Source organism: Streptomyces sp. NPDC093261, from assembly GCF_044753645.1.
Taxonomy (GTDB): Bacteria; Actinomycetota; Actinomycetes; order Streptomycetales; family Streptomycetaceae; genus Streptomyces.
Window position 1 is genome coordinate 123,409 of sequence record NZ_JBIVNO010000003.1, and the last position, 21,754, is coordinate 145,162.

Genomic DNA, 21,754 nt, shown 5'->3' on the forward strand with positions numbered 1-21,754 from the left:
TGGATCTTGGTCGATAACTGTGGACAAGCCAGTGATTGTGAATATCGCCTTCACTCCGGCCGGCGAGCGTGATGAGGAACGCGACACCTTCCACAGAGCAGCGCAACGGCTACACACAGTGAGAGACCGGGGGTGTGTCGAACTGGGCCACGAGATGGGCCCGACGGCCCGGGGGTCGCACCACACAGCGGAAAAACCCACCCGGACATGCGACGACCCCCGCCGGGGGGGAGAGCGGGGGTCGTCCCCACGGCCGACTCGGGGGGGGAGGAGTCGGACCGGGTTAGCACGGTCGCGAACGATCCGTGACTTCCATGGTGTACCCGAGAGCCCTCTCAGGCAAACCCACGCGCCCTACCTTACGCCGAATGGTGGGCCCCTATGCTCAGGCCCGTGGAAAACCACTCCTTGCCCCGCACAGCGGCGTTCTTTGACCTGGACAAGACGGTCATTGCGAAGTCGAGCACGCTCACCTTCGGCAAGTCCTTCTACCAAGGCGGTCTGATCAACCGCAGGGCCGCGTTGCGCACCGCGTACACCCAGTTCGTGTTCCTGGCGGGTGGCGCCGACCACGACCAGATGGAACGGATGCGCGAGTACCTGTCCGCGCTGTGCCGCGGCTGGAACGTCCAGCAGGTCAGGGAGATCGTCGCCGAGACGCTCCACGAACTGATCGACCCGATCATCTACGACGAGGCCGCCTCCCTCATCGAGGAGCACCACACCGCCGGGCGCGACGTCGTGATCGTCTCCACGTCGGGCGCCGAGGTGGTCGAACCGATCGGCGAGCTGCTCGGCGCGGACCGCGTCGTGGCCACCCGCATGGTCGTGGGCGACGACGGCTGCTTCACGGGCGAGGTGGAGTACTACGCCTACGGACCGACGAAGGCGCAGGCGATCAGGGAACTCGCCCGGTCCGAGGGGTACGACCTCTCGCACTGCTACGCCTACAGCGACTCCGCGACGGACCTGCCGATGCTGGAGGCGGTCGGCCATCCGCATGCCGTGAACCCGGACCGGACCCTGCGACGCGAGGCACTCGCCCGCGGATGGCCGATTCTGGACTTCCATCGCCCGGTCCGGCTCAAGCAGCGGCTCGCCGTGCCGCCCCGGCCGGCCCTCCTCGCGTTCGCGGCGATAGGCGCGGCCGCGGCCACCGCGGGACTCGTGTGGTACGCGAGCAGACGCCGCGCACCGACCATATGAGCCCTCACGTGTGCCGCACGAGCTCCCCGCGCCGGCCGCACGGGCCCCACACCGGGCCGCAAGGGCCCACCACACCGGCCGCACCAGCCCCTTCAGCGCCCCTAAGAGTCCCCGGGCACGCGCGCAGGACGCACATACGCGCCCGGTTCGCCCGTATTTGAACCAGAAAGTAAAGAACTGCGGTGAGGGGGTTCCACTCACCCCGGCCCAGGAGTACAAAGGGTTTAGCGGCCCGCGAGACCAAAGGAAACAATCCGAAGGGATCGCCTTTAAACACGAAATTGGCCCACGGACCCAGCATGAACATCGAGCACCCACGCGACGTCGACCCGTCGATTACGGGCCAGCCGCACCAGGCGCGGGCAACAGCTCCCGGCCTGATGGGCACATATCGAGGACGCTTGGTAACCCGGTGAGCATGCCAGCGGCGGTACGAGCACTCGTACCGCCGCAACCACGAAAGGGCCCTGGGCGAGGGCCTTTTCTCCTGTCCGGGCCCTCCTGCCCAGGCCTACGCCGCCCCGCGCTGCAACGCCTCGCAGACCGCGGTCGACTCACGGACCCCCAGCTCGACCGCCTGTCCGCAGTGGGCGATCCATGCCGCCATGCCCTCGGGGGTGCCCGACGCATAGCCGTCCAGCGCGGCGACATAGGCCGCGCGGCCCAGTTCCGCATGGCCGACCTCCGCCGAGCAGATCGCCTTGGGGTCGAGGCCGCTGCCCACGAGGACGATGCGCTGGGCCGCGCGCGCGACCAGGCCGTTGTGGGAGCCGAAGGGACGCAGGGCGAGCAGCTCCCCGTGCACGACGGCCGCCGTCACGAGGGCGGGGGCCGCACTGCCCGCGATGACGAGCCGGGAGAGCCCCTCCAAGCGGCCGGAGACCTCCGCGGCATCCGGCAGCGGCAGCTCGACCAGTGGCTCCTCGACCGGCTCGCCGTCCTGCCGGGGGCGCCCCACACAGGGGTCGGAGTCCGCGGCCGCCACCAGGTGCAGCCGGGCCAGCACGCGCAGCGGCGACTGCCGCCAGATCGACAGCAGCTGTCCCGCCTCGGCGGTCAGCCTGAGGGCCGCCCCGACCGTCCGGGCCCCGTCGTCGCCGCTGAAGTCGGTACGCCGGCGCACCTCCTCCAGAGCCCAGTCGGCTCCGGAGAGCGCCGCCGAGCCGCGTGCGCCGCGCAGCGCCGCCTCGGAGGTGATCTCGTTGCTGCGCCGCCGCATGATCCGGTGACCGTAGACCCGGTCCACGGCCTTGCGTACGGACTCCACGGACTCGGCCACGCCGGGCAGCGCCGCCAGGACGGCGAGCGGATCGGCGGTCGCACCTGTCGTACTCATGAGTACGACACTACGCACCCGCGCGCGCCCTCCTCGAAGGAGTGGTCTTCTTCACGTCGGTTTGCAACTCGCAGCGACCACGCCGCTACTCTTGGTGAATATGAAAATTGCTTTCGTCGGGAAGGGCGGCAGCGGCAAGACGACCCTGTCGTCCCTGTTCATTCGCCATCTCGCGGCCGCCGGAGCACCCGTCGTCGCGATCGACGCGGACATCAACCAGCACCTCGCGGCCGCCCTCGGACTCGACGAGGACGAGGCCGCGGCATTGCCGGCCATGGGGGAACGGCTGCGGCTGATCAAGGACTACCTCCGGGGCAGCAACCGCCGGATCCCCTCCGCCGAGACAATGATCAAGACGACTCCGCCCGGCGAGGGGTCACGGCTGCTGCGGGTACGGGAGAACAACCCCGTCTACGACGCCTGCGCGCGCCCGGTGGAACTCGACGGCAGCGCAGTCCGTTTGATGGTCACCGGCCCTTTCACGGACGCCGACCTGGGGGTCGCCTGCTACCACTCCAAGACGGGAGCGGTGGAGCTGTGCCTGAACCACCTGCTGGACGGCCGTGACGAGTATGTGGTGGTCGACATGACGGCAGGCTCGGACTCCTTCGCCTCCGGCATGTTCACCCGCTTCGACATCACGTTCCTCGTCGCCGAGCCGACCCGGAAGGGGGTCTCCGTCTATCGGCAGTACAAGGAGTACGCCCGCGACTTCGGGGTCGTCCTGAAGGTCGTCGGCAACAAGGTGCAGGGCCAGGACGACATCGACTTCCTCCGCGCCGAGGTCGGTGACGACCTGCTCGTGACCGTCGGGCACTCGGACTGGGTGCGCTCCATGGAAAAGGGCCGTCCGCCCCGGTTCGAGTTCCTTGAGGACGCGAACCGGCGCTCCCTGCGCGTTCTCCAGGTCGCCGCCGACGCCATGTACGAGGTCCGGGACTGGGAGCGGTACACACGCCAGATGGTGCACTTCCATCTGCGGAACGCGACCAGTTGGGGCAACGAACGCACGGGCGCCGACCTGGCGGCGCAGGTCGACCCCGGGTTCGTCCTCAGAGAGGGCCTGGTCGCCGCCGTGTGAGCAACGGCTGCCCGGAATCGTTGCCTTGGGCGGTGCGGACGCGGCGGGCGCCCCATCCCGGCGCGAGGCGACCGGCGCCGCCAGGGAAACGGCCGCCCCACGTCTACGGCTTGATCGGCGGAGCTCCCGGAACCCCCTTGGGCTCAGGGGCGGGGTGGGCCGCCAGGAAGGACTCCCAGCCCTCCTTGGGGGCCTGGCCCACCTTGAGTGTTCCGAGCTTCCGCAGGATCTGCGGGTCCTGGGCGTCCAGCCAGTCGACGAGCTGGTGGAAGGAGACACAGCGCACCTCGGGCAGGGTGCACACCCGCTCGACGACCTCCTGGACGGCACGCATGTAGGTGCCGCCGTTCCAGGTCTCGAAGTGGTTGCCGACGACCATGGGTGCCCGGTTTCCGTCGTACGCGCGCTGGAAGCCCTGAAGCAGGCCGTCGCGCAACTGGTCGCCCCACTCCCCGAACTTGTCGGGATCACCCTGGGTCCGGGTGCCCGACTGGTCGGTCATGAAGTTGTAGTCCATCGTCAGCTGCTCGTAGGAGTGCCCGGGGAAGGGCACGAGTTGCATCGAGAGGTCCCACAGGCCGTCCTTCTTGCCGGGCCAGACCTGCTTGGCGATACCGGAGGTGTCGTAGCGGAAGCCCAGGTCGCGGGCCGCCTTCACGAAGTTCGTCCGTCCCTCCAGGCAGGGCGTGCGGCCGCCGATGAGCTCCTTGTCGTAATCGAAGGGCAGCGGGGGTTCGTTCTTCAGCTCCGCATTGGTCTTCCATGACTTCACGAACGACTTCGCCTGGGCGATCTCGTCCTTCCACTCCTCGACCGACCACTGGCCGACCCCGCCCTCGTTGCCGCAGAAGTGCCCGTTGAAGTGGGTGCCGATCTCGTTGCCCTCCAGCCATGCCAGGCGCAGTTGCCGGACGGTGTCCCTGATTCCCTTCTCGTCGTTGAAGCCGATGTCCGAGCGGCCCGGGGAGTGCTGAGGCGGCCGGTACAGGTCACGCTTCTCCTCCGGCAGCATGTACACACCGCTCAGGAAGTACGTCATCGTCGCGTTGTTGGCCTTGGCGACCTTGCGGAAGTACGAGAACAGCCTGTGGCTGTCCTCGCCGGCCCCATCCCAGGAGAAGACGACGAACTGCGGGGGCCGCTGACCGGGCTTCAGCCGTTCGGACCTAGGCAGATGCGGCTGCGTACCGGTGTACGCGGTGGACCCGTCACCGATCAGGCGGACCGCGCTCCCCGGTGCCGGCGCACCGGGAGCCTTCGTCGCGCCCTGTCCGGAAGCGGTCCTGCCGGTCGAGCAGCCGGCGAACGCGGTGGCACAGGCCGCGGCCAGTGCGACGCCCGCCGCGATCCTCTGGTTGGCGGCCATCCTCCGCCCACCTTCTTCCTTCAGTCGGGGCCACGCTGATCAGTCCTGCTGTGCGGCGGCGGCAATCCGCCTTCACGCGCAGCCCGGCCAAGGTCGCATGGGGCAAAGGGGGAATTTGTATGACAAGCCGATGAAATTACTAGTTCACTCCGCAGGGTGATCCATTGCCCTATTTGCTTGGATATCAGATACGTTCGCTTTACTCGGCATTACGATCCATTTACCGAGTGTTGAAGCATCCCGCCGCTGTACGCCGTGACCCACGGCCGCGCCCCGACCCCCGGCCCCTCGGCCGGGGCCCATCCATTCCGCGACCGCGCCACCCCGGAGGAGACGGGAACATGCCCGCCTGCGTCCCCACCCGCGCCACCGACTCGACTCGGACGAAGCGCGTGCACCAGCCCCACAGTCCCCCGCCGTCCCGGCCCCGCCGCTTCCCGCTCGCGGGTGCCGATCTGTCGGCCTCCCTCGCGGTCTTCCTGATCGCCCTCCCCCTGTCCCTCGGCATCGCCCTCGCCACCGGCGCCCCGCTCCAGTCAGGCCTCGTCGCCGCAGCCGTCGGCGGACTCGTCGCCGGCCGGTTCGGTGGCTCCCCGCTCCAGGTCAGCGGCCCCGCCGCCGGGCTCACCGTGGTCACCGCCGACCTCATCCACCGCTACGGATGGCGTACGACCTGCGCCATCACCGTCCTCGCCGGCCTCGCCCAACTGGGCCTCGGCTGCCTGCGCGTGGCACGTACGGCCCTCGCGGTCAGCCCCGCGATCGTGCACGGCATGCTCGCCGGCATCGGCGTCACCATCGCCGTCGCGCAGCTGCACATCGTGCTCGGGGGCACCCCGCACAGCGCCGTCCTCGACAACCTGCGTGCGCTGCCCGCCCAGCTGGCCCACCTTCGGCCGGCCGCCGTCTCGGTCAGCGCGCTGACCCTGGCCCTGCTGCTCGTCTGGCCACGACTGCCCGGACGGATCGGACAGCTCCTGCGCAGGGTCCCGGCCGCGCTCGTCGCCGTCACCGGAGCGACCGCCGCCGCCTCGCTCGCCGCCCTCCCGCTGCCCAGAGTCGACCTGCCCTCCTGGCGCAGCCACGCCCTGGCCGGGCTGCCCGAGGGCTCCGTCCCCGGCCTCGCCGCCGCCGTTCTGACCACCACGCTGGTGTGCAGTGTGCAGTCACTGCTCGGTGCCGTCGCCGTGGACAAGCTGGCCGCGGGGCGCCATCCGTACCCCGGCCGCTCGGACCTGGACCGCGAGCTGCTCGGACAGGGTGCCGCGAACGTCGTCTCCGGAGCGCTCGGCGGACTGCCGCTCGCGGGCGTCGCCGTGAGAAGTTCGGCGAATGTCCGGGCCGGCGCCGTCAGCCGGAACTCCACGATGCTGCACGGCGTTTGGGTGGTAGTGGCCGCGCTGCTGATGGCCCCAGTGCTCGAGCTGATCCCCCTCGCCTCGCTCGCCGCACTGGTGATGGCCGTCGGCATCCAGATGGTGTCCCTGCACCACATCCGCACAGTCACCCGCCACCGAGAGGTGCTGGTCTACGCCGTCACCACGGCGGCCGTCGCCCTTCTGGGCGTCCTGGGGGGCGTGAGCCTGGGCGTCGCCGTGGCCGTAGCGGTGGCCCTGCACCGCCTCACCCGCACCCGCATCACCCACGAGGAGAGAAAAGGAGTCCATCACGTACGAGTCAGAGGACAGCTGACCTTCCTCGCGGTGCCCCGGCTCAGCCGGGCGCTGCACCTGGTGCCCGCCGGGGCGGACGCCGTCGTGGAGCTGGAGGGATCGTTCATGGACCACGCGGCGTACGACTCCCTGCAGGACTGGCAGCGGGCGCACCGCGCACAGGGCGGCACGGTGGCCCTCACCGGCCGCGCCGGAAACCGGGGCGCGGTCCCCGCCCTCGGCGCCCCCGCGCTCCCGGGGAGCCAGGAGCCCGCGGAGGCATCCGCGTGCCGGTGCCGGCCCTGGACACCATGGCGCAACCACCAGTGCGATCGGCCTCCCACCGCACCGCTCGGCGACCATCCGGGCGGATCGCCCGGTGGGTCCGGGCCGAGCGGGCAGCAACTCGCACGGGGTATCAGCGCGTTCCAGCGGAACACCGCACCGCTGGTGCGGAGCGAGCTGGCCCGTCTGGCGCGTGAGGGACAGCGACCGTCGCAGCTCTTTCTGACCTGCGCCGACTCCCGGCTCGTCACATCGATGATCACTTCCAGCGGTCCCGGCGACCTGTTCGTCGTCCGCAACGTCGGCAACCTGGTGCCCCGGCCCGGCGCGGAGCGTGGGGACGACTCGGTGGCGGCTGCCATCGAGTACGCGGTGGACGTCCTGAAGGTGCGCTCCATCACGGTGTGCGGGCACTCCGGCTGCGGCGCGATGCAGGCCCTGCTCGCGTCGGCACCGGGCGGTGCGCGCACCCCGCTCGAGCGATGGCTGCGCCACGGGGTGCCCAGCCTGGAGCGGATGTCCGATGAGGAGCGGCCCTGGGCCCGGATCGCCGGGCGGGAGCCGGCCGACGCGGTGGAGCAGCTGTGCCTGACCAATGTGGTGCAGCAGCTGGAACACCTGAGGGAGCACGAGTCGGTGGCCCGTGCCCTCGACGAGGGCACGCTCGAACTGCACGGCATGTACTTCCACGTGGGCGAGGCCCAGGCGTATCTGCTCCCCGGCTCCCAGGAGGGCGATGTCTTCGGACGGGTGGGCGCGGCCGGGGAGGCGCGCAGCCTGGCATGACACCGTGGTGGTGCGGTCCGGGCCCGGATCGCCGGGCCGCACCACCGACGCCGGGTGAACCGAGGTGGCGATGCCCACGTGAACGTGGGCAGAGCTGAAGGACCACACCGGCGCAACAGGTCTAAACCAATTTCGGGGCGGCCCTTGTCATCGAGCCCCCCGGTCTGGTGAGCTGTGGCCCGGGACACAACGGACACCCTGGGAATGGGAGATGTCGTGAGCAACGAAAGCCTGGCCAACCTGCTCAAGGAAGAGCGCAGGTTCGCGCCCCCCGCCGACCTGGTCGCGGGGGCCAACGTCACGGCAGAGGCGTACGAACAGGCCAAGGCTGACAGGCTCGGCTTCTGGGCCGAGCAGGCCCGCCGGCTGACCTGGGCGGTGGAGCCGACCGAGACCCTGGACTGGTCGAACCCGCCGTTCGCGAAGTGGTTCAAGGACGGCAGGCTGAACGTCGCGTACAACTGCGTCGACCGGCATGTCGAGGCGGGCCACGGCGACCGTGTCGCGCTTCATTTCGAGGGCGAGCCCGGTGACAGCCGCGCCATCACCTACGCGGAGCTGAAGGACGAGGTGTCCAAGGCCGCGAACGCGCTGCTGGAGCTGGGGGTCCGCAAGGGCGACCGGGTCGCCGTCTATATGCCGATGATCCCGGAGACCGCGATCGCGATGCTGGCCTGCGCCCGTATCGGCGCCGCGCACTCCGTCGTCTTCGGCGGCTTCTCGGCGGACGCGCTCGCCGCCCGTATCCAGGACGCCGACGCGCGGGTCGTCATCACCTCCGACGGCGGCTGGCGCCGCGGCAAGCCGTCCGCCCTCAAGCCGGCCGTCGACGAGGCGATCGAGCGCGTGGACAACGTCGAGCATGTGCTCGTCGTCCGCCGCACCGGCCAGGAGGTCGCCTGGACCGAGGGCCGGGACGTGTGGTGGCACGAGTTCGTCGAGCGCCAGTCCACCGAGCACACTCCGGAGGCGTTCGACGCGGAGCACCCGCTGTTCATCCTGTACACGTCCGGTACGACGGGTAAGCCCAAGGGCATCCTGCACACCTCCGGCGGCTACCTCACCCAGGCCTCGTACACGCACTGGGCGGTCTTCGACCTCAAGCCGGAGACCGACGTGTACTGGTGCACCGCGGACGTCGGCTGGGTCACCGGGCACTCGTACATCGTCTACGGGCCGCTGGCCAACGGCGCGACCCAGGTCATGTACGAGGGCACGCCCGACACGCCGCACCAGGGCCGCTTCTGGGAGATCGTGCAGAAGTACGGGGTCACGATCCTGTACACGGCGCCCACGGCGATCCGTACGTTCATGAAGTGGGGCGACGACATCCCCGCCAAGTTCGACCTCAGCAGCCTGCGGGTGCTCGGGTCCGTCGGCGAGCCGATCAACCCCGAGGCGTGGATCTGGTACCGCAAGCACATCGGCGGGGACCGCACCCCGGTCGTGGACACCTGGTGGCAGACCGAGACCGGCGCGATGATGATCTCGCCGCTGCCGGGCGTGACCGAGACCAAGCCGGGTTCGGCGCAGCGGTCCCTGCCGGGCATCTGCGCGACCGTCGTCGACGACGAGGCGAACGAGGTGCCGAACGGGGGCGGCGGCTATCTGGTGCTCACCGAGCCGTGGCCGTCGATGCTGCGCACCATCTGGGGAGACGACCAGCGGTTCGTCGACACGTACTGGTCGCGGTTCGAGGGCAGGTACTTCGCCGGGGACGGCGCGAAGAAGGACGACGACGGGGACATCTGGCTTCTCGGGCGTGTCGACGACGTGATGCTCGTGTCCGGGCACAACATCTCGACCACCGAGGTGGAGTCCGCGCTGGTGTCCCACCCCGCCGTCGCCGAGGCGGCCGTGGTCGGCGCCGCGGACGAGACGACCGGCCAGGCGATCGTCGCCTTTGTGATCCTGCGCGGCACGGCGTCCGAGGACGAGAACCTCGTGGGCGAGCTGCGCGACCACGTGGGCGCGACGCTCGGCGCGATCACCAAGCCGAAGCGGATCCTGCCGGTGGCGGAACTGCCGAAGACCCGCTCCGGGAAGATCATGCGGCGACTGCTCCGCGACGTCGCGGAGAACCGTGAGCTCGGGGACGTGACGACGCTGACCGACTCGACGGTGATGCACCTGATCCAGGCGAAACTGCCGGCGGCACCGAGCGAGGACTAGGTCCCTACGTCTCGACAAGGGCGCCCGGCGGTGTGCCGGGCGCCCTTGTCGTGTCCCGGGGGCCCTGCCGGCCCGCCCGCGGAGCCCTGCCCTCGCCCCTGCCCCGCCCCAGACCCAGACCCAGGCCCAGGCCCAGGCCCCAGACCCCAGGCCCCAGACCCAGACCCCAGACCCAGGCCCAGGCCCAGACCCAGGCCCAGACCCAGGCCCAGGCCCAGGCCCAGGCCCAGGCCCCTGAGCCTTCCGCCCGCCCCGTCGGCCCGAAGAGAGAACCCGATCGTAAGGATCCAGTAAAATAAACAGCTCAAGGTGCGCCGGGAAGTCTGGTCGGCAAGCCGTCCGCGGGTTTCCGCGACGGCGGTCAGTCAGCTGCATCCGACCGGAGGTTCCCACCGTGGCCGCGCCCCGCACCCGTAACCGCACGTTCCTCGGACGGCTCTCGCTGCCCGAGCGGACCTTCGTCGCGGACGCGCTGCGCACGGAGACGGTCGGCGGTCTGCTGCTCCTCCTTGCCGCCGCCACCGCGCTGATCTGGGCGAACATACCCGCGCTGCACAGCAGCTACGAGAGCGTGAGCGGCTACCGCTTCGGGCCGGCCGCCCTCGGTCTCGACCTGTCCCTCCGGCACTGGGCCGCCGACGGACTCCTCGCGGTCTTCTTCTTCGTCGCGGGGATCGAGCTCAAGCGTGAACTGGTCGCCGGCGATCTACGGGATCCACGGGCGGCCGTGCTCCCCGTCGTCGCCGCGCTGTGCGGAATGGCCACGCCCGCGGCCGTGTACGCCCTCACCAGTGCCGCGGGCGACGGATCCCTCGCCGGCTGGGCGGTCCCCACGGCCACCGACATCGCCTTCGCGCTCGCGGTCCTCGCGGTCATCGGCACCTCGCTGCCGTCCGCCCTGCGGGCCTTCCTGCTGACGCTCGCCGTCGTCGACGACCTGTTCGCCATCCTGATCATCGCGGTCTTCTTCACGGACCGGCTGAACCTCGCCGCCCTCGCCGGTGCCCTCGCCGGCCTCGCCGTGTTCTGGGTGCTGCTGCGCAAGGGCGTCCGCGGCTGGTACGTGTACGTCCCGCTCGCGCTGGTCATCTGGGGGCTGATGTACAACAGCGGCGTCCACGCCACCGTCGCCGGCGTCGCCATGGGACTCATGCTGCGCTGCCACCGCCACGAGGGCGAGGAGCACTCCCCCGGCGAGCATATGGAGCATCTCGTGCGGCCCCTGTCCGCCGGTCTCGCGGTTCCGCTGTTCGCCCTGCTGAGCGCGGGTGTCGTGGTCTCGGGCGGAGCGCTCGGGGATGTGTTCACCAGGCCGGAGACGCTCGGCGTCGTGCTGGGTCTGATGATCGGCAAGACGGTCGGCATCTTCGGCGGGACATGGCTCACGGTCCGCTTCACCCGGGCCTCGCTCAGCGAGGGCCTCGCGTGGGCCGATGTGTTCGCCGTCGCCTCCCTGGCCGGTATCGGCTTCACCGTCTCCCTCCTCATCGGCGAACTCGCGTTCGACGGGAATCCGGCGCTCACGGACGAGGTCAAGGCCGCCGTCCTCGCCGGGTCGCTGATCGCGGCCGTGTGCGCGACCACGCTGCTGAAGATCCGCAACGCGAAGTACCGGGCCCTGTGCGCGGAGGAGGAGCGCGACGACGACATGGACGGCGTTCCCGACGTCTACGCGGCGAACGACCCGGCCTTCCACCTGCGCATGGCCGAGAGCCACGAGGGCAAGGCCGCCGAGCACCGCAGGCTCGCCGCCCTCGGGACCGCCACGCGCGGGACACCGGCCGGGCCGGGAACGGCTCGGCCGGCCGAAACCCGCGGCAACTAGCGGAGTTGGGACCGGAACGGCGCGCTTGCGAAGTGCCGGGCGGGGCAAGCGGACACAACGGCCGTCCGGCATGATCTGACACATCCGCAAAACTCCGCAGTGTCGGCGGAGTAGCCACGTGAGAGAGCAGGGAGACCGCGATGAGCGCACCCGACGGCAGCCCGGTCGGCGCCGAACGCAGCATCGGCCAGCTGTTCGCCTCGGCGACGACCGAATTGTCCGCACTGGTGCACGACGAGATCGCGCTGGCGAAGGCTCAGCTCAAGCGAGACGTCAAGCGTGGGGCGACGAGCGGAGGCGCGTTCTCGGCCGCGGGCGCCGTGCTGCTGTTCTCCCTGCCCATGCTGAACTTCGCGCTGGCCTACGGGATCCGAACCTGGAGTGGCTGGAACCTGGCCGTCTGCTTCCTGCTCTCCTTCGCCGCCAACGTGGTGGTCGCGGGACTCCTGGCCCTCATCGGCCTGATGTTCGCGAAGAAGGCGAAGAAGGGCAAGGGCCCGCAGAAGGTCGCCGCGTCGATGAAGGAGTCCGCGGGCGTCCTCCAGCACGCCAAGCCGCACCCGCGTCAGCCGCACTCGTCCGGCACGGCCGCCGAAGCTGTGGCACGCTCGTCCTCATGACGGACCCCGCCACCCATTCGGCGCAATCCACCTCGGTCGTACGGCTCGACGTGCCCGGCGGGAAAGAGGTGACACACCGCAACGTCGCGGCCAACGGCGCGCGCTTTCACATCGCGGAGCTGGGCGACGGGCCCCTCGTCCTGCTCCTGCACGGCTTTCCGCAGTTCTGGTGGGCCTGGCGGCACCAGTTGGTGGCGCTCGCCGAGGCGGGCTTCCGCGCCGTGGCGATGGACCTGCGCGGGGTCGGCGGCAGTGACCGCACACCGCGCGGCTACGACCCCGCGAACCTGGCGCTCGACATCACCGGCGTCGTCCGGTCCCTGGGCGAGCCCGACGCCGCGCTCGTCGGCCACGACCTGGGCGGATATCTGGCCTGGACGGCTGCCGCCATGCGCCCCAAGCTGGTGCGGCGGCTCGTCGTCTCCTCGATGCCGCATCCGCGCCGCTGGCGCTCGGCGATGCTCGGCGACGTCAAGCAGACGGCCGCGAGTTCCTATATCTGGGGCTTCCAGCGGCCCTGGATTCCCGAACGCCGGCTGACCGCCGACGACGGCGCCCTGGTCGGCCGGCTCATCCGGGACTGGTCGGGTCCGCGGCTGCCGGACGACGAGGCCGTGGAGGCCTACCAACGCGCCATGTGCATCCCCTCGACGGCGCACTGCTCCGTGGAGCCGTACCGCTGGATGGTGCGCTCCCTGGCCCGGCCCGACGGCATTCAGTTCAACCGGCGTATGAAACGGCCGGTTCGGGTCCCGACCCTGCATCTGCACGGCTCGCTGGACCCTGTCACGCGCACCAGGAGCGCGGCCGGATCGGGGCAGTACGTCGAGGCGCCGTACCGCTGGCGGCTCTTCGACGGACTGGGGCACTTCCCGCACGAAGAGGACCCGGTGACGTTCTCGTCCGAGCTGATCAACTGGCTCAAGGACCCCGAGCCCGACCGCTGACCCGCCGCCGGCCGGCGCGTGGACCGATGACCGCTCCTCGAACCCGTCCGGTGACCGTGCGAACGCGCCCGGTACCCGGACGGGAACGGGGTGCGAACGTACGGCCCGATGCCCGGACGGGAACGACTGTTCCACGATCGGCCACATGCCCGCCGCATAGGCCAATTGGGGCCCCACAGGGCGGTTATCGACCATGGGGCAGGGGCAGACGTCGGGGTATGGGCTGGACGCACGACTACAGTGACGCAGCACGCGACCGCCGCTCGGCCACCGCGCCGGGCTCCCACCAAAGGGGCGCTCCGCAGATGCAGGGCAGGGACCCCCAGGTGGGGATCCCGCACATTCTGCGCCGCCGGGCCCGCTGGGTCTCGGTGCGATTGCGTCACACGCGCGGCTGACCACGGGGCCCCGGTAGCGGCCCGGCCCGACCTCCGGCGTCACAGTGCGCAGCTGTCGCTGTCCACCTGCTGGTTCGCCGTACGACCCTCGGCGATGTCCTTCCGGACCTCGTCCGCGGTGAGCGCGTACCCCGTCTCGGCGTCGTCGAGGGACTTGGCGAAGACCACCCCGTAGACCTTGCCGTCGGGCGTCAGCAGCGGGCCGCCGGAGTTTCCCTGGCGGACGGTCGCGTACAGCGAGTACACATCGCGGCGGACCGTGCCCCGGTGGTAGATGTCCGGGCCGTTCGCCGTGATGCGGCCCCGGACCCGCGCGGGCTGGACGTTGTACGACCCGTTCTCGGGGAAGCCGGCCACGATCGCGCTGCTGCCGCCGGACGCGTCCGTGGCGGTGAACCGGAGCGCCGGCGCCCGGAGGCCCGGGACGTCGAGTACGGCGATGTCGCGCCGCCAGTCGTAGAGCACGACCCTGGCGTCGTACCTCCTTCCCTCGCCGCCTATCTGGACGGTGGGCTCGTCGACGCCGCCGACCACGTGCGCGTTGGTCATGACACGGCGGTCACCGAAGACGAAGCCGGTGCCCTCGAGGACCTTGCCACAGCTCTGCGCGGTGCCCATGACCTTGACGATGGAGCGCTGCGCGCGCGTGGCGACCATGCTTCTCGCGAGGGCCGGATCGGGAGGCCGTACCTCGGTGATGGGTTCGTTCACGAACGGGCTGAAGACCTGCGGGAAGCCGTTCTGCGCGAGCACCGAGGAGAAGTCCGCGAACCAGGTGTTCGCCTGCGTGGGCAGGGCGCGCGAGACCCCGAGGAGCACCTTGGAGCCGCGCACCTCCTTGCCGAGCGTCGGCAGCGTCGTGCCGGCGAGGGCGGAGCCGATCAGCCAGGCGACCAGGAGCATCGCCACCACGTTGACGAGCGCACCGCCCGTGGCGTCCAGGGCACGGGCCGGGGACCAGGTGATGTACCGGCGCAGCTTGTTGCCCAGATGGGTGGTCAGGGCCTGGCCGACGGAGGCGCAGACGATCACCACCACGACGGCGACCACCGCGGCGGTCGTGCTCACCTTGGCGCCGTCGGTGGCGCTGTCCCAGATGACCGGCAGCAGATAGACCGCGACGAGACCGCCGCCCAGGAAGCCGATCACCGAGAGGATGCCGACGACGAAGCCCTGGCGATAGCCCACGATCGCGAACCACACGGCGGCGACCAGCAACAGGATGTCCAGCACGTTCACTGCTTGTAGCCTCGCCTCATCGCTTTCCGGTCGCCGTCATCCGGCCCGAGGGCCGGCCCGTCGCGCAGCGGCAGCGGGGCACAGCGTCCCCCGGAAGACCACAGCACGGAGGCCACCTTGTCATGAGCGCCAGTCGAGCGGGACCTGCTTGTCGCGGTCCCAGGGGCGCTCCCAGCCCGCGTAGTGCAGCAGGCGGTCGATGACTCCGGCGGTGAAGCCCCACACTAGGGCGGATTCGACCAGGAATGCCGGGCCCCGGTGGCCGCTGGGGTGCACTGTGGTGGCCCGGTTGGCCGGGTCCGTGAGATCCGCCACGGGGACGGTGAAGACCCGCGCCGTCTCGTTCGGGTCGACGACTCCCACCGGGCTTCTCTCGCGCCACCAGCCGAGGACGGGGGTCACGACGAAGCCGCTCACCGGGATGTAGAGCTTGGGGAGCACGCCGAAGAGCTGGACGCCGCGCGGGTCGAGCCCTGTCTCCTCCTCGGCCTCGCGGAGAGCGGCCCGCAGCGGCCCCTCGGCCTTGGGGTCGCCGTCCTCGGGGTCGAGGGCGCCACCGGGGAAGGAGGGCTGCCCGGCGTGCGAGCGCAGCGAACTGGCGCGCTCCATCAGCAGCAGTTCCGGCCCGCGGGCGCCCTCGCCGAAGAGGATCAGCACGGCCGACTGGCGCCCCGCACCGTCCTCCGGCGGCAGGAAGCGGCTGAGCTGGAGCGGTTCCACAGTCCGGGTGACCCGCACGACCGGGTCGAGCCAGCCGGGCAGGCCCTCCGTGCTCGGCCGCAGCGGCCCGTCGTCCGTGTCGCTCATGTGGTCCGTATCGCTCACGTGCGTCATCGCCACCCCCGTTCTGCCGATCCCAACGCCCGCGGGACCACCGATCGTTCCGCACGTCCCTCGTGTGGGTGTCCCGTCACCCGCTCCGCGGGGCAACATCCCTTGCCCGGGCCGTATCTCAAGGCGCGCACCGGGCCGCGTGCGCGCCTCACCCGGCCCCCAGCGGCGGCGCCGGGATGCCACCCGCGTCCAGATACGCCTGCGGGGGCTTCAGCCGCTGCCCCGGGAAGCCGCCCTTCTCGTACTTCAGGAGCTTCCTCGCCTTCTCCGGGTCGGTCTCGCCCTCGCCGTACGCCGGGCAGAGCGGGGCGATCGGACAGGCGCCGCAGGCCGGCTTGCGTGCGTGGCAGATGCGGCGACCGTGGAAGATCACATGGTGCGAGAGCATCGTCCACTCGCTCTTCGGGAAGAGCGAGCCGACGGCGGCCTCGATCTTGTCCGGGTCCGTCTCGTCGGTCCACTGCCAGCGGCGGACGAGCCGCTGGAAATGGGTGTCGACGGTGATGCCGGGCCGGCCGAAGGCATTGCCCAGCACCACGAAGGCCGTCTTGCGGCCGACGCCGGGCAGTTTGACGAGATCCTCCAGACGGCCGGGGACCTCACCGCCGAACTCCTCCACCAAGGCCTTGGAGAGCCCTATCACCGACTTGGTCTTGGCCCGGAAGAAGCCCGTGGGACGCAGGATCTCCTCGACTTCCTCGGGGTTGGCCGCCGCGAGGTCCTCGGGCGTCGGGTACCTGGCGAAGAGCGCCGGCGTGGTCTGGTTCACCCGCAGGTCGGTGGTCTGCGCGGACAGGACCGTCGCGACGATCAGCTGGAACGGGTTCTCGAAGTCCAGCTCCGGGTGGGCGTAGGGGTACACCTCGGCGAGCTCGCGGTTGATCCGGCGGGCCCGGCGGACGAGGGCGGTCCGCGTCTCGTTCCCCGGGGGCTTCACGGCGACGGTTTCGGCGGGAGCCACGTGCTCGACGGCGAGGGTGGTCTTCTTGGTGACGGCCTCGGGGTGCGCCGCCGCCTTCCTGGCCGACTTCTTGACGGGGGCCGACTTCTTGACGGGGGCCGCCTTCCCGGGGGCCGCCTTCGCGGTGCGCGGGGTCTTCGCGGCCGGGGCCGTCTTCGTCGCGCGGGAGGTCTTCTCGGCAGCGGCCTTCGTGGGCGCCGTCCTCTTGGCGGCAGCCTTCTTGGCGGCGGTCCTCTTGGCGGCGGTCCTCGCCGAGGTGGCCTCCTCAGCGGCGGCTTTCCTTGCGGGCGTCTTCGCGGCCGCCGTCGCCTTGGACGCCTTGGACGCCTTGGACGACTTCGCTGACGTCGCCCCCGTGGACGTCTCCGCGGAAGTCCTCTCCGCGGATGTCTCCGCGGAAGTGCGCGACGCCTCCTCCGGAGGCGCCGATTGTTGGCGCTTTGCCGTTTTCCTTCCGCCTGCCGGGTCCTGTTCGCCCACAGCGGAATCGCGACGTACAACCACCCGTCCAGCCCCCTTGGCCTGTGCTCTCACCGGCGATTTGGACACCCGGCCAGCCTAAGGCCCGGCGCCGACATCCGCCCTGAAGCCAACGGATCAAGCCCCGATTGGACCCCTGCCGCATACCCCGGCACATCAGTGCGGCATCCTTGTGACAGATCACACTGTTTGGACCGTCCGGCAAAATGGGGAACACGGTCCCCTGGTATCCGGGGGAGCAAGATCCCCTGAGCAGGTCGACAAGGAGAGAACTCGTGGACGACGTTCTGCGGCGCGCCCCGCTCTTCGCGGCGCTCGATGACGAGCAGGCCGCGGAGCTCCGCGCCTCCATGAGTGAGGTGACCCTCGCCCGCGGCGACTCGCTGTTCCACGAGGGCGACCCCGGCGACCGCCTGTACGTGGTCATGGAAGGCAAGGTCAAGCTTCACCGCACCTCCCCCGATGGCCGCGAGAACATGCTCGCGGTGCTCGGCCCCGGTGAGCTGATCGGCGAGCTGTCACTGTTCGACCCGGGTCCGCGCACGGCCACGGCCACCGCGCTGACCGAGGTCAAGCTGCTGGGTCTGGGCCACGGCGACCTCCAGCCGTGGCTGAACGCGCGGCCCGAGGTGGCCGCCGCGCTGCTGCGCGCGGTCGCCCGCCGACTGCGCAAGACCAACGACCAGATGTCCGACCTGGTCTTCTCCGACGTGCCCGGCCGCGTGGCCCGCGCGCTGCTGGACCTCTCGCGCCGGTTCGGCGTGCAGTCCGAAGAGGGCATCCACGTGGTGCACGACCTCACCCAGGAGGAGCTGGCCCAACTGGTCGGCGCCTCGCGTGAGACCGTGAACAAGGCCCTGGCGGACTTCGCCCAGCGCGGCTGGCTCCGGCTGGAGGCGCGCGCGGTGATCCTGCTGGACGTGGAGCGACTGGCCAAACGGTCCCGCTGACGGCCAGGCCCCGGCCATACGACGGGCCCCGTTCTCCGAGGAGGCGGGGCCCGTTGTCGTAGCCGTCACCTTCCGGACGCCGCGCCCCGCACGACGACCGACGACCGACGACCGACGACCACGACCGACGCACTACGCACGACAGCCGACGCACTACGCACGACGACCGACGCACTACGCACGACGACCGACGGCCTGAAACCCCCGCCCCCGGCCGCACGGCACTGGCACAGTTGCCGAATGATCGTCCCACCGCATCGCCACGCCCAGGGCAAAGGCCTCGACGCCCAGGGGTACTTCCGCCGCGAGGGCTCTCTCGGGTTGATCCCGGACGCCTTCCGTCCCGCGGTCGCCGCCGCCCGTCAACGGCTTCCCGTCGTCTTCGGGGCGAGGATGACGGGCGCATACCTCTACGGGTCGATTCCGCGCGGCACCGCGCGCGTGGGGCGCAGCGACCTCGATCTGCTGGTCGCGCTGGACGAGGAGCCCACCGAGGCGGACCGTGAGGACGCCCGCGGCCTCGGGGAGCGGCTCGACAGGGAGTTCCCGCAGATCGACGGTGTCGGCACGCTTCTGTTCAGCCGTGCGCGGCTGCTGAGCGACCTGGAGACGTACGACCTGGGGTGGTTCGTCGCCTGTCTGTGCACCCCACTGCTGGGCGAGGACCTCACTCCCCTGCTGCCCCGCTACCGGCCCGACTCCCGCCTCGCCCGGGAGACGAACGGCGACCTGGCGCTGCTTCTGCCGCGGTGGCGCGCACGGATCGCGGAGGCCACCACCGAGGATGCCCGCCGGAGCCTCGTCCGGGGGAGTCTCGCGCCACCTGGTGCGCACCGGCTTCACCCTCGTCATGCCCTGGTGGAACGGCTGGACCAGCGACCTCGGGGAGATGGCCGGGGCGTTCGCCGCGTACTACCCGGAGCGGGCCCCGCAGATGCGCGACGCGGCCGTACGCGGGTACGAGCCGAACGACGATCCGGCCGTACTGCGGTCCTACGTCGGCGACCTCGGGCCCTGGCTCGCCGAGGAGTACGCGCGCGTGCACGGCATCAAGGCACCCCGGCCCTAGCCGCTCCCCTGGGCACTCAGATCAGGCCGTGTTCCCGGAGGTACTCCAGCTGCGCCCGTACCGACAGCTCGGCCGCCGGCCACAGGGAGCGGTCCACGTCCGCGTACACATGGGCCACGACCTCGGCCGCCGTTCGGTGGCCGTCCTCGACCGCCGTCTCGACCTGGGCGAGTCGGTGGGCCCGATGGGCGAGGTAGTACTCGACGGCGCCCTGGGCGTCCTCCAGGACGGGCCCGTGGCCGGGAAGCACGGTGTGGACGCCGTCGTCGACCGTGAGCGACCTCAGGCGGCGCAGGGAGTCCAGATAGTCCCCCAGGCGGCCGTCCGGGTGCGCCACGACCGTCGTACCGCGGCCCAGGATGGTGTCACCGGTGAGAACGGCCCGGTCGGCCGGGAGATGGAAGCACAGGGAGTCGGCGGTGTGGCCCGGCGTCGGCACGACGCGCAGCTCGAGGCCCCCCACGGTGACCACGTCCCCGTGCCCGAGCCCCTCGTCGCCGAGGCGGAGCGCCGGGTCCAGGGCTCGCACGCTGGTGCGCGTCAGCTCGGCGAGCCGTGCGGCACCCTCCGCATGGTCTGGGTGACCATGCGTGAGCAGAGTGAGTGCGACCCGTCTGCCCGACTTCTCCGCCGTTTCGATCACCAGGCGCAGATGACCGTCGTCGAGCGGGCCGGGGTCGATCACCACCGCCAGCTCGGAGTCGGGCTCGGCGACTATCCAGGTGTTGGTGCCGTCCAGGGTCATCGCCGACGCGTTGGGGGCGAGGACGTTCACGGCGCGTGCGGTGGCGGGACCGGAGAGAACCCCGCCGCGCGGCTGGCCGGGGAGTGCTGCGGCGTCCGTCATGCGGGGGAACCTTCCGTCGCGTGGATCATGCGGGTGCTCCACCCGTCGGGATGTGCTTGGTGAACTCGTCGTGGCCGGGCCAGACCAGCACGACCTCACCGTCCTCCAGGTGGGCCTGGGCCACCACGGGGGCCAGATCTCGGCCGGGCGCGGCCTTCAGCGCGTCCGCAGCGGTGGCATACGGCACCAGCTGGCGCAGGGTCGCGATGGTGGGCGGCATCATCAGCAGCTCGCCCTTGTCGTACGAGGCGGCCGCGTCGCGGGGGCGGATCCACACGGTGCGGTCGGCCTCCGTGGAGGCGTTGCGGGTGCGCTGCCCTTCGGGGAGCGCGGCCACGAAGAACCAGGTGTCGTAGCGGCGGGGCTCGAACTCGGGGGTGATCCAGCGGGCCCACGCGCCGAGCAGGTCGGAGCGCAGCACCAGTCCCCGGCGGTCGAGGAACTCGGCGAACGACAGGTCCCGGGCGACCAGGGACGCCCGGGACGCCTCCCAGTCCGTGCCCGTGGTGTCCCCGACGACCGTTTCCGGGGTGGGGCCGGCGAGCAGGACGCCCGCCTCCTCGTAGGTCTCGCGTACGGCGGCGCAGACGATGGCCTGGGCGTCCGTCTCGCCGACGCCGAGGCGCTCCGCCCACCACGCGCGCGTGGGGCCCGCCCAGCCGATCCGGCGGTCGTGGTCGCGCGGGTCGACACCGCCGCCCGGGTAGGCGTACGCGCCTCCGGCGAAGGCCATGGAGGCGCGTCTGCGCAGCATGTGCACGGCGGGGGCGCCGTCGGTGTCCCTCAGGAGCATGACGGTGGCCGCGCGCTTCGGCGTGACCGGGGTGAGCTTTCCCTCCGCGAGCGCGCGGATCCGTGACGGCCACTCCGGTGGAAACCACTGCCCATTCGCCATGGGCGGAGGCTATCCCTAAGTGCGCGGATGTTCGAGAGGCAATGATCGCCCCGCCCGGTGGGCCACCTGCCGCACCCGGGGAGTCACGTCCGAACGGCGTCTTCGCCGGGCACGGTGTCAGCGGGCGATCAGGCCTCCGTCAGCTCCACCTGGATCTCCACCTCGACCGGCGCGTCCAGCGGAAGGACCGCCACACCGACCGCGCTGCGGGCGTGCACGCCCTTGTCGCCGAGGACCTCGCCCAGCAGTTCGCTGGCACCGTTGACGACGCCCGGCTGGCCCGTGAAGTCCGCGGCCGACGCCACGAAGCCGACGACCTTCACCACGCGCGCGATGCGGTCCAGGTCACCCGTGACGGACTTGACGGCGGCGAGCGCGTTCAGGGCGCACGTGCGGGCCAGGCCCTTGGCCTCCTCGGCGGTGACCTCGGCGCCGACCTTGCCGGTCACCGGGAGCTTGCCCTCCACCATCGGAAGCTGGCCGGAGGTGTACACGTACACCCCGGACTGCACGGCGGGCTGGTAGGCGGCCAGCGGCGGCACCACGTCCGGGAGGGCCAGCCCGAGCTCTGCGATGCGGGACTCGACCGCGCTCATGCCTGCTTCTCCCGCTTCAGGTAGGCCACCAGCTGCTCGGGGTTGTTCGGCCCGGGCACGACCTGGACGAGCTCCCAGCCGTCCTCGCCCCAGGTGTCCAGAATCTGCTTCGTGGCGTGGACGAGCAGCGGCACGGTTGCGTATTCCCACTTGGTCATGGGCCGACTGTAGCCGCTGCGGCGACGGGGTCATGCGGCCGACCGGGCCCC

Annotated in this window: 18 protein-coding genes and 1 pseudogene; 10 read left to right on the top strand and 9 right to left on the bottom strand. The window is 71.0% G+C overall.

All coding sequences use genetic code 11. From position 1 onward, the window contains the following. Positions 1-381: 381 nt before the first annotated feature. Positions 382-1,206, top strand: a complete 825-nt coding sequence (locus tag ACIP94_RS09695) for an HAD family hydrolase (RefSeq protein ID WP_402422028.1) — start codon at positions 382-384, stop codon at positions 1,204-1,206. A gap of 511 nt (positions 1,207-1,717) precedes the next feature. On the opposite strand, the gene ACIP94_RS09700 is transcribed toward ACIP94_RS09695, so the two are convergent. Then, complete coding sequence (locus tag ACIP94_RS09700) at positions 1,718-2,542, bottom strand: oxidoreductase (RefSeq protein WP_402422030.1); 825 nt, start codon at positions 2,540-2,542, stop codon at positions 1,718-1,720. A gap of 100 nt (positions 2,543-2,642) precedes the next feature. On the opposite strand from ACIP94_RS09700, the gene ACIP94_RS09705 reads away from it, so the two are divergent. Beyond that, positions 2,643-3,623: an ATP-binding protein gene (locus ACIP94_RS09705; RefSeq protein WP_402422032.1), complete on the top strand. Its 981-nt coding sequence runs from the start codon at positions 2,643-2,645 to the stop codon at positions 3,621-3,623. 103 nt (positions 3,624-3,726) lie between these two features. Here ACIP94_RS09705 and ACIP94_RS09710 read toward each other — a convergent pair whose 3' ends face one another. After that, entirely contained in the window at positions 3,727-4,989 is a 1,263-nt protein-coding gene (locus ACIP94_RS09710) for a hypothetical protein (protein WP_402422035.1), read from the bottom strand. Between the two features lie 341 nt (positions 4,990-5,330). Between ACIP94_RS09710 and ACIP94_RS09715 the strand changes: the two genes are divergently transcribed. The 6 genes from ACIP94_RS09715 to ACIP94_RS09740 all read left to right on the top strand — a co-directional run bounded on the left by ACIP94_RS09715 (position 5,331) and on the right by ACIP94_RS09740 (position 13,674). Beyond that, positions 5,331-7,712, top strand: a complete 2,382-nt coding sequence (locus tag ACIP94_RS09715; protein ID WP_402422038.1) for a bifunctional SulP family inorganic anion transporter/carbonic anhydrase — start codon at positions 5,331-5,333, stop codon at positions 7,710-7,712. A 216-nt stretch (positions 7,713-7,928) separates the two neighbouring features. Then, on the top strand, positions 7,929-9,884 hold the full coding sequence (gene acs / locus ACIP94_RS09720; protein WP_402422041.1) for an acetate--CoA ligase: 1,956 nt from the start codon (positions 7,929-7,931) through the stop codon (positions 9,882-9,884). Positions 9,885-10,278: 394 nt separating this feature from the next. Next, positions 10,279-11,709 (top strand): Na+/H+ antiporter NhaA, encoded by a 1,431-nt coding sequence (nhaA, locus tag ACIP94_RS09725; protein ID WP_402422044.1) that lies wholly within the window; start codon positions 10,279-10,281, stop codon positions 11,707-11,709. Between the two features lie 140 nt (positions 11,710-11,849). Then, positions 11,850-12,329, top strand: coding sequence for a phage holin family protein (locus ACIP94_RS09730; RefSeq protein ID WP_402422047.1), 480 nt, complete (start codon positions 11,850-11,852; stop codon positions 12,327-12,329). Next, a complete protein-coding gene (locus tag ACIP94_RS09735; protein WP_402422049.1) occupies positions 12,326-13,276 on the top strand; it encodes an alpha/beta fold hydrolase in 951 nt (316 codons plus the stop codon). The genes ACIP94_RS09730 and ACIP94_RS09735 overlap by 4 nt, the downstream gene beginning before the upstream one ends. 218 nt (positions 13,277-13,494) lie before the next feature. After that, positions 13,495-13,674 carry a hypothetical protein gene (locus tag ACIP94_RS09740; protein ID WP_402422051.1) on the top strand — a complete coding sequence of 60 codons (180 nt, stop codon included), beginning with the start codon at positions 13,495-13,497 and terminating at the stop codon, positions 13,672-13,674. 39 nt (positions 13,675-13,713) lie between these two features. On the opposite strand, the gene ACIP94_RS09745 is transcribed toward ACIP94_RS09740, so the two are convergent. From ACIP94_RS09745 to nth, 3 genes are all read right to left on the bottom strand, one after another. After that, positions 13,714-14,913, bottom strand: coding sequence for a MarP family serine protease (locus ACIP94_RS09745; RefSeq protein WP_402422055.1), 1,200 nt, complete (start codon positions 14,911-14,913; stop codon positions 13,714-13,716). Between the two features lie 120 nt (positions 14,914-15,033). Further along, positions 15,034-15,720 (bottom strand): NUDIX hydrolase, encoded by a 687-nt coding sequence (locus ACIP94_RS09750; RefSeq protein ID WP_402422057.1) that lies wholly within the window; start codon positions 15,718-15,720, stop codon positions 15,034-15,036. Between the two features lie 175 nt (positions 15,721-15,895). Next, positions 15,896-17,188, bottom strand: a complete 1,293-nt coding sequence (nth, locus tag ACIP94_RS09755) for an endonuclease III (protein WP_402422060.1) — start codon at positions 17,186-17,188, stop codon at positions 15,896-15,898. A 275-nt stretch (positions 17,189-17,463) separates the two neighbouring features. Between nth and ACIP94_RS09760 the strand changes: the two genes are divergently transcribed. Both ACIP94_RS09760 and ACIP94_RS09765 read left to right on the top strand, forming a co-directional pair. Next, a complete protein-coding gene (locus tag ACIP94_RS09760) occupies positions 17,464-18,138 on the top strand; it encodes a Crp/Fnr family transcriptional regulator (RefSeq protein ID WP_103837943.1) in 675 nt (224 codons plus the stop codon). Between the two features lie 240 nt (positions 18,139-18,378). Beyond that, positions 18,379-19,207: pseudogene (locus ACIP94_RS09765) on the top strand (nucleotidyltransferase domain-containing protein). 16 nt (positions 19,208-19,223) lie between these two features. Here ACIP94_RS09765 and ACIP94_RS09770 read toward each other — a convergent pair. From ACIP94_RS09770 to ACIP94_RS09785, 4 genes are all read right to left on the bottom strand, one after another. Next, positions 19,224-20,054 (bottom strand): MBL fold metallo-hydrolase, encoded by an 831-nt coding sequence (locus ACIP94_RS09770; protein WP_402422063.1) that lies wholly within the window; start codon positions 20,052-20,054, stop codon positions 19,224-19,226. Between the two features lie 25 nt (positions 20,055-20,079). Beyond that, positions 20,080-20,949: an NUDIX hydrolase gene (locus tag ACIP94_RS09775; RefSeq protein WP_402422066.1), complete on the bottom strand. Its 870-nt coding sequence runs from the start codon at positions 20,947-20,949 to the stop codon at positions 20,080-20,082. A 128-nt stretch (positions 20,950-21,077) separates the two neighbouring features. After that, positions 21,078-21,545, bottom strand: coding sequence for a RidA family protein (locus tag ACIP94_RS09780; RefSeq protein ID WP_402422068.1), 468 nt, complete (start codon positions 21,543-21,545; stop codon positions 21,078-21,080). Further along, the gene (locus tag ACIP94_RS09785; RefSeq protein ID WP_003975360.1) at positions 21,542-21,703 is read right to left on the bottom strand and encodes a DUF4177 domain-containing protein; all 162 of its coding nucleotides are present in this window, start codon (positions 21,701-21,703) and stop codon (positions 21,542-21,544) included. Before ACIP94_RS09785 ends, ACIP94_RS09780 begins: the two co-directional genes overlap by 4 nt. Between the last annotated feature and the right edge of the window lie 51 nt (positions 21,704-21,754).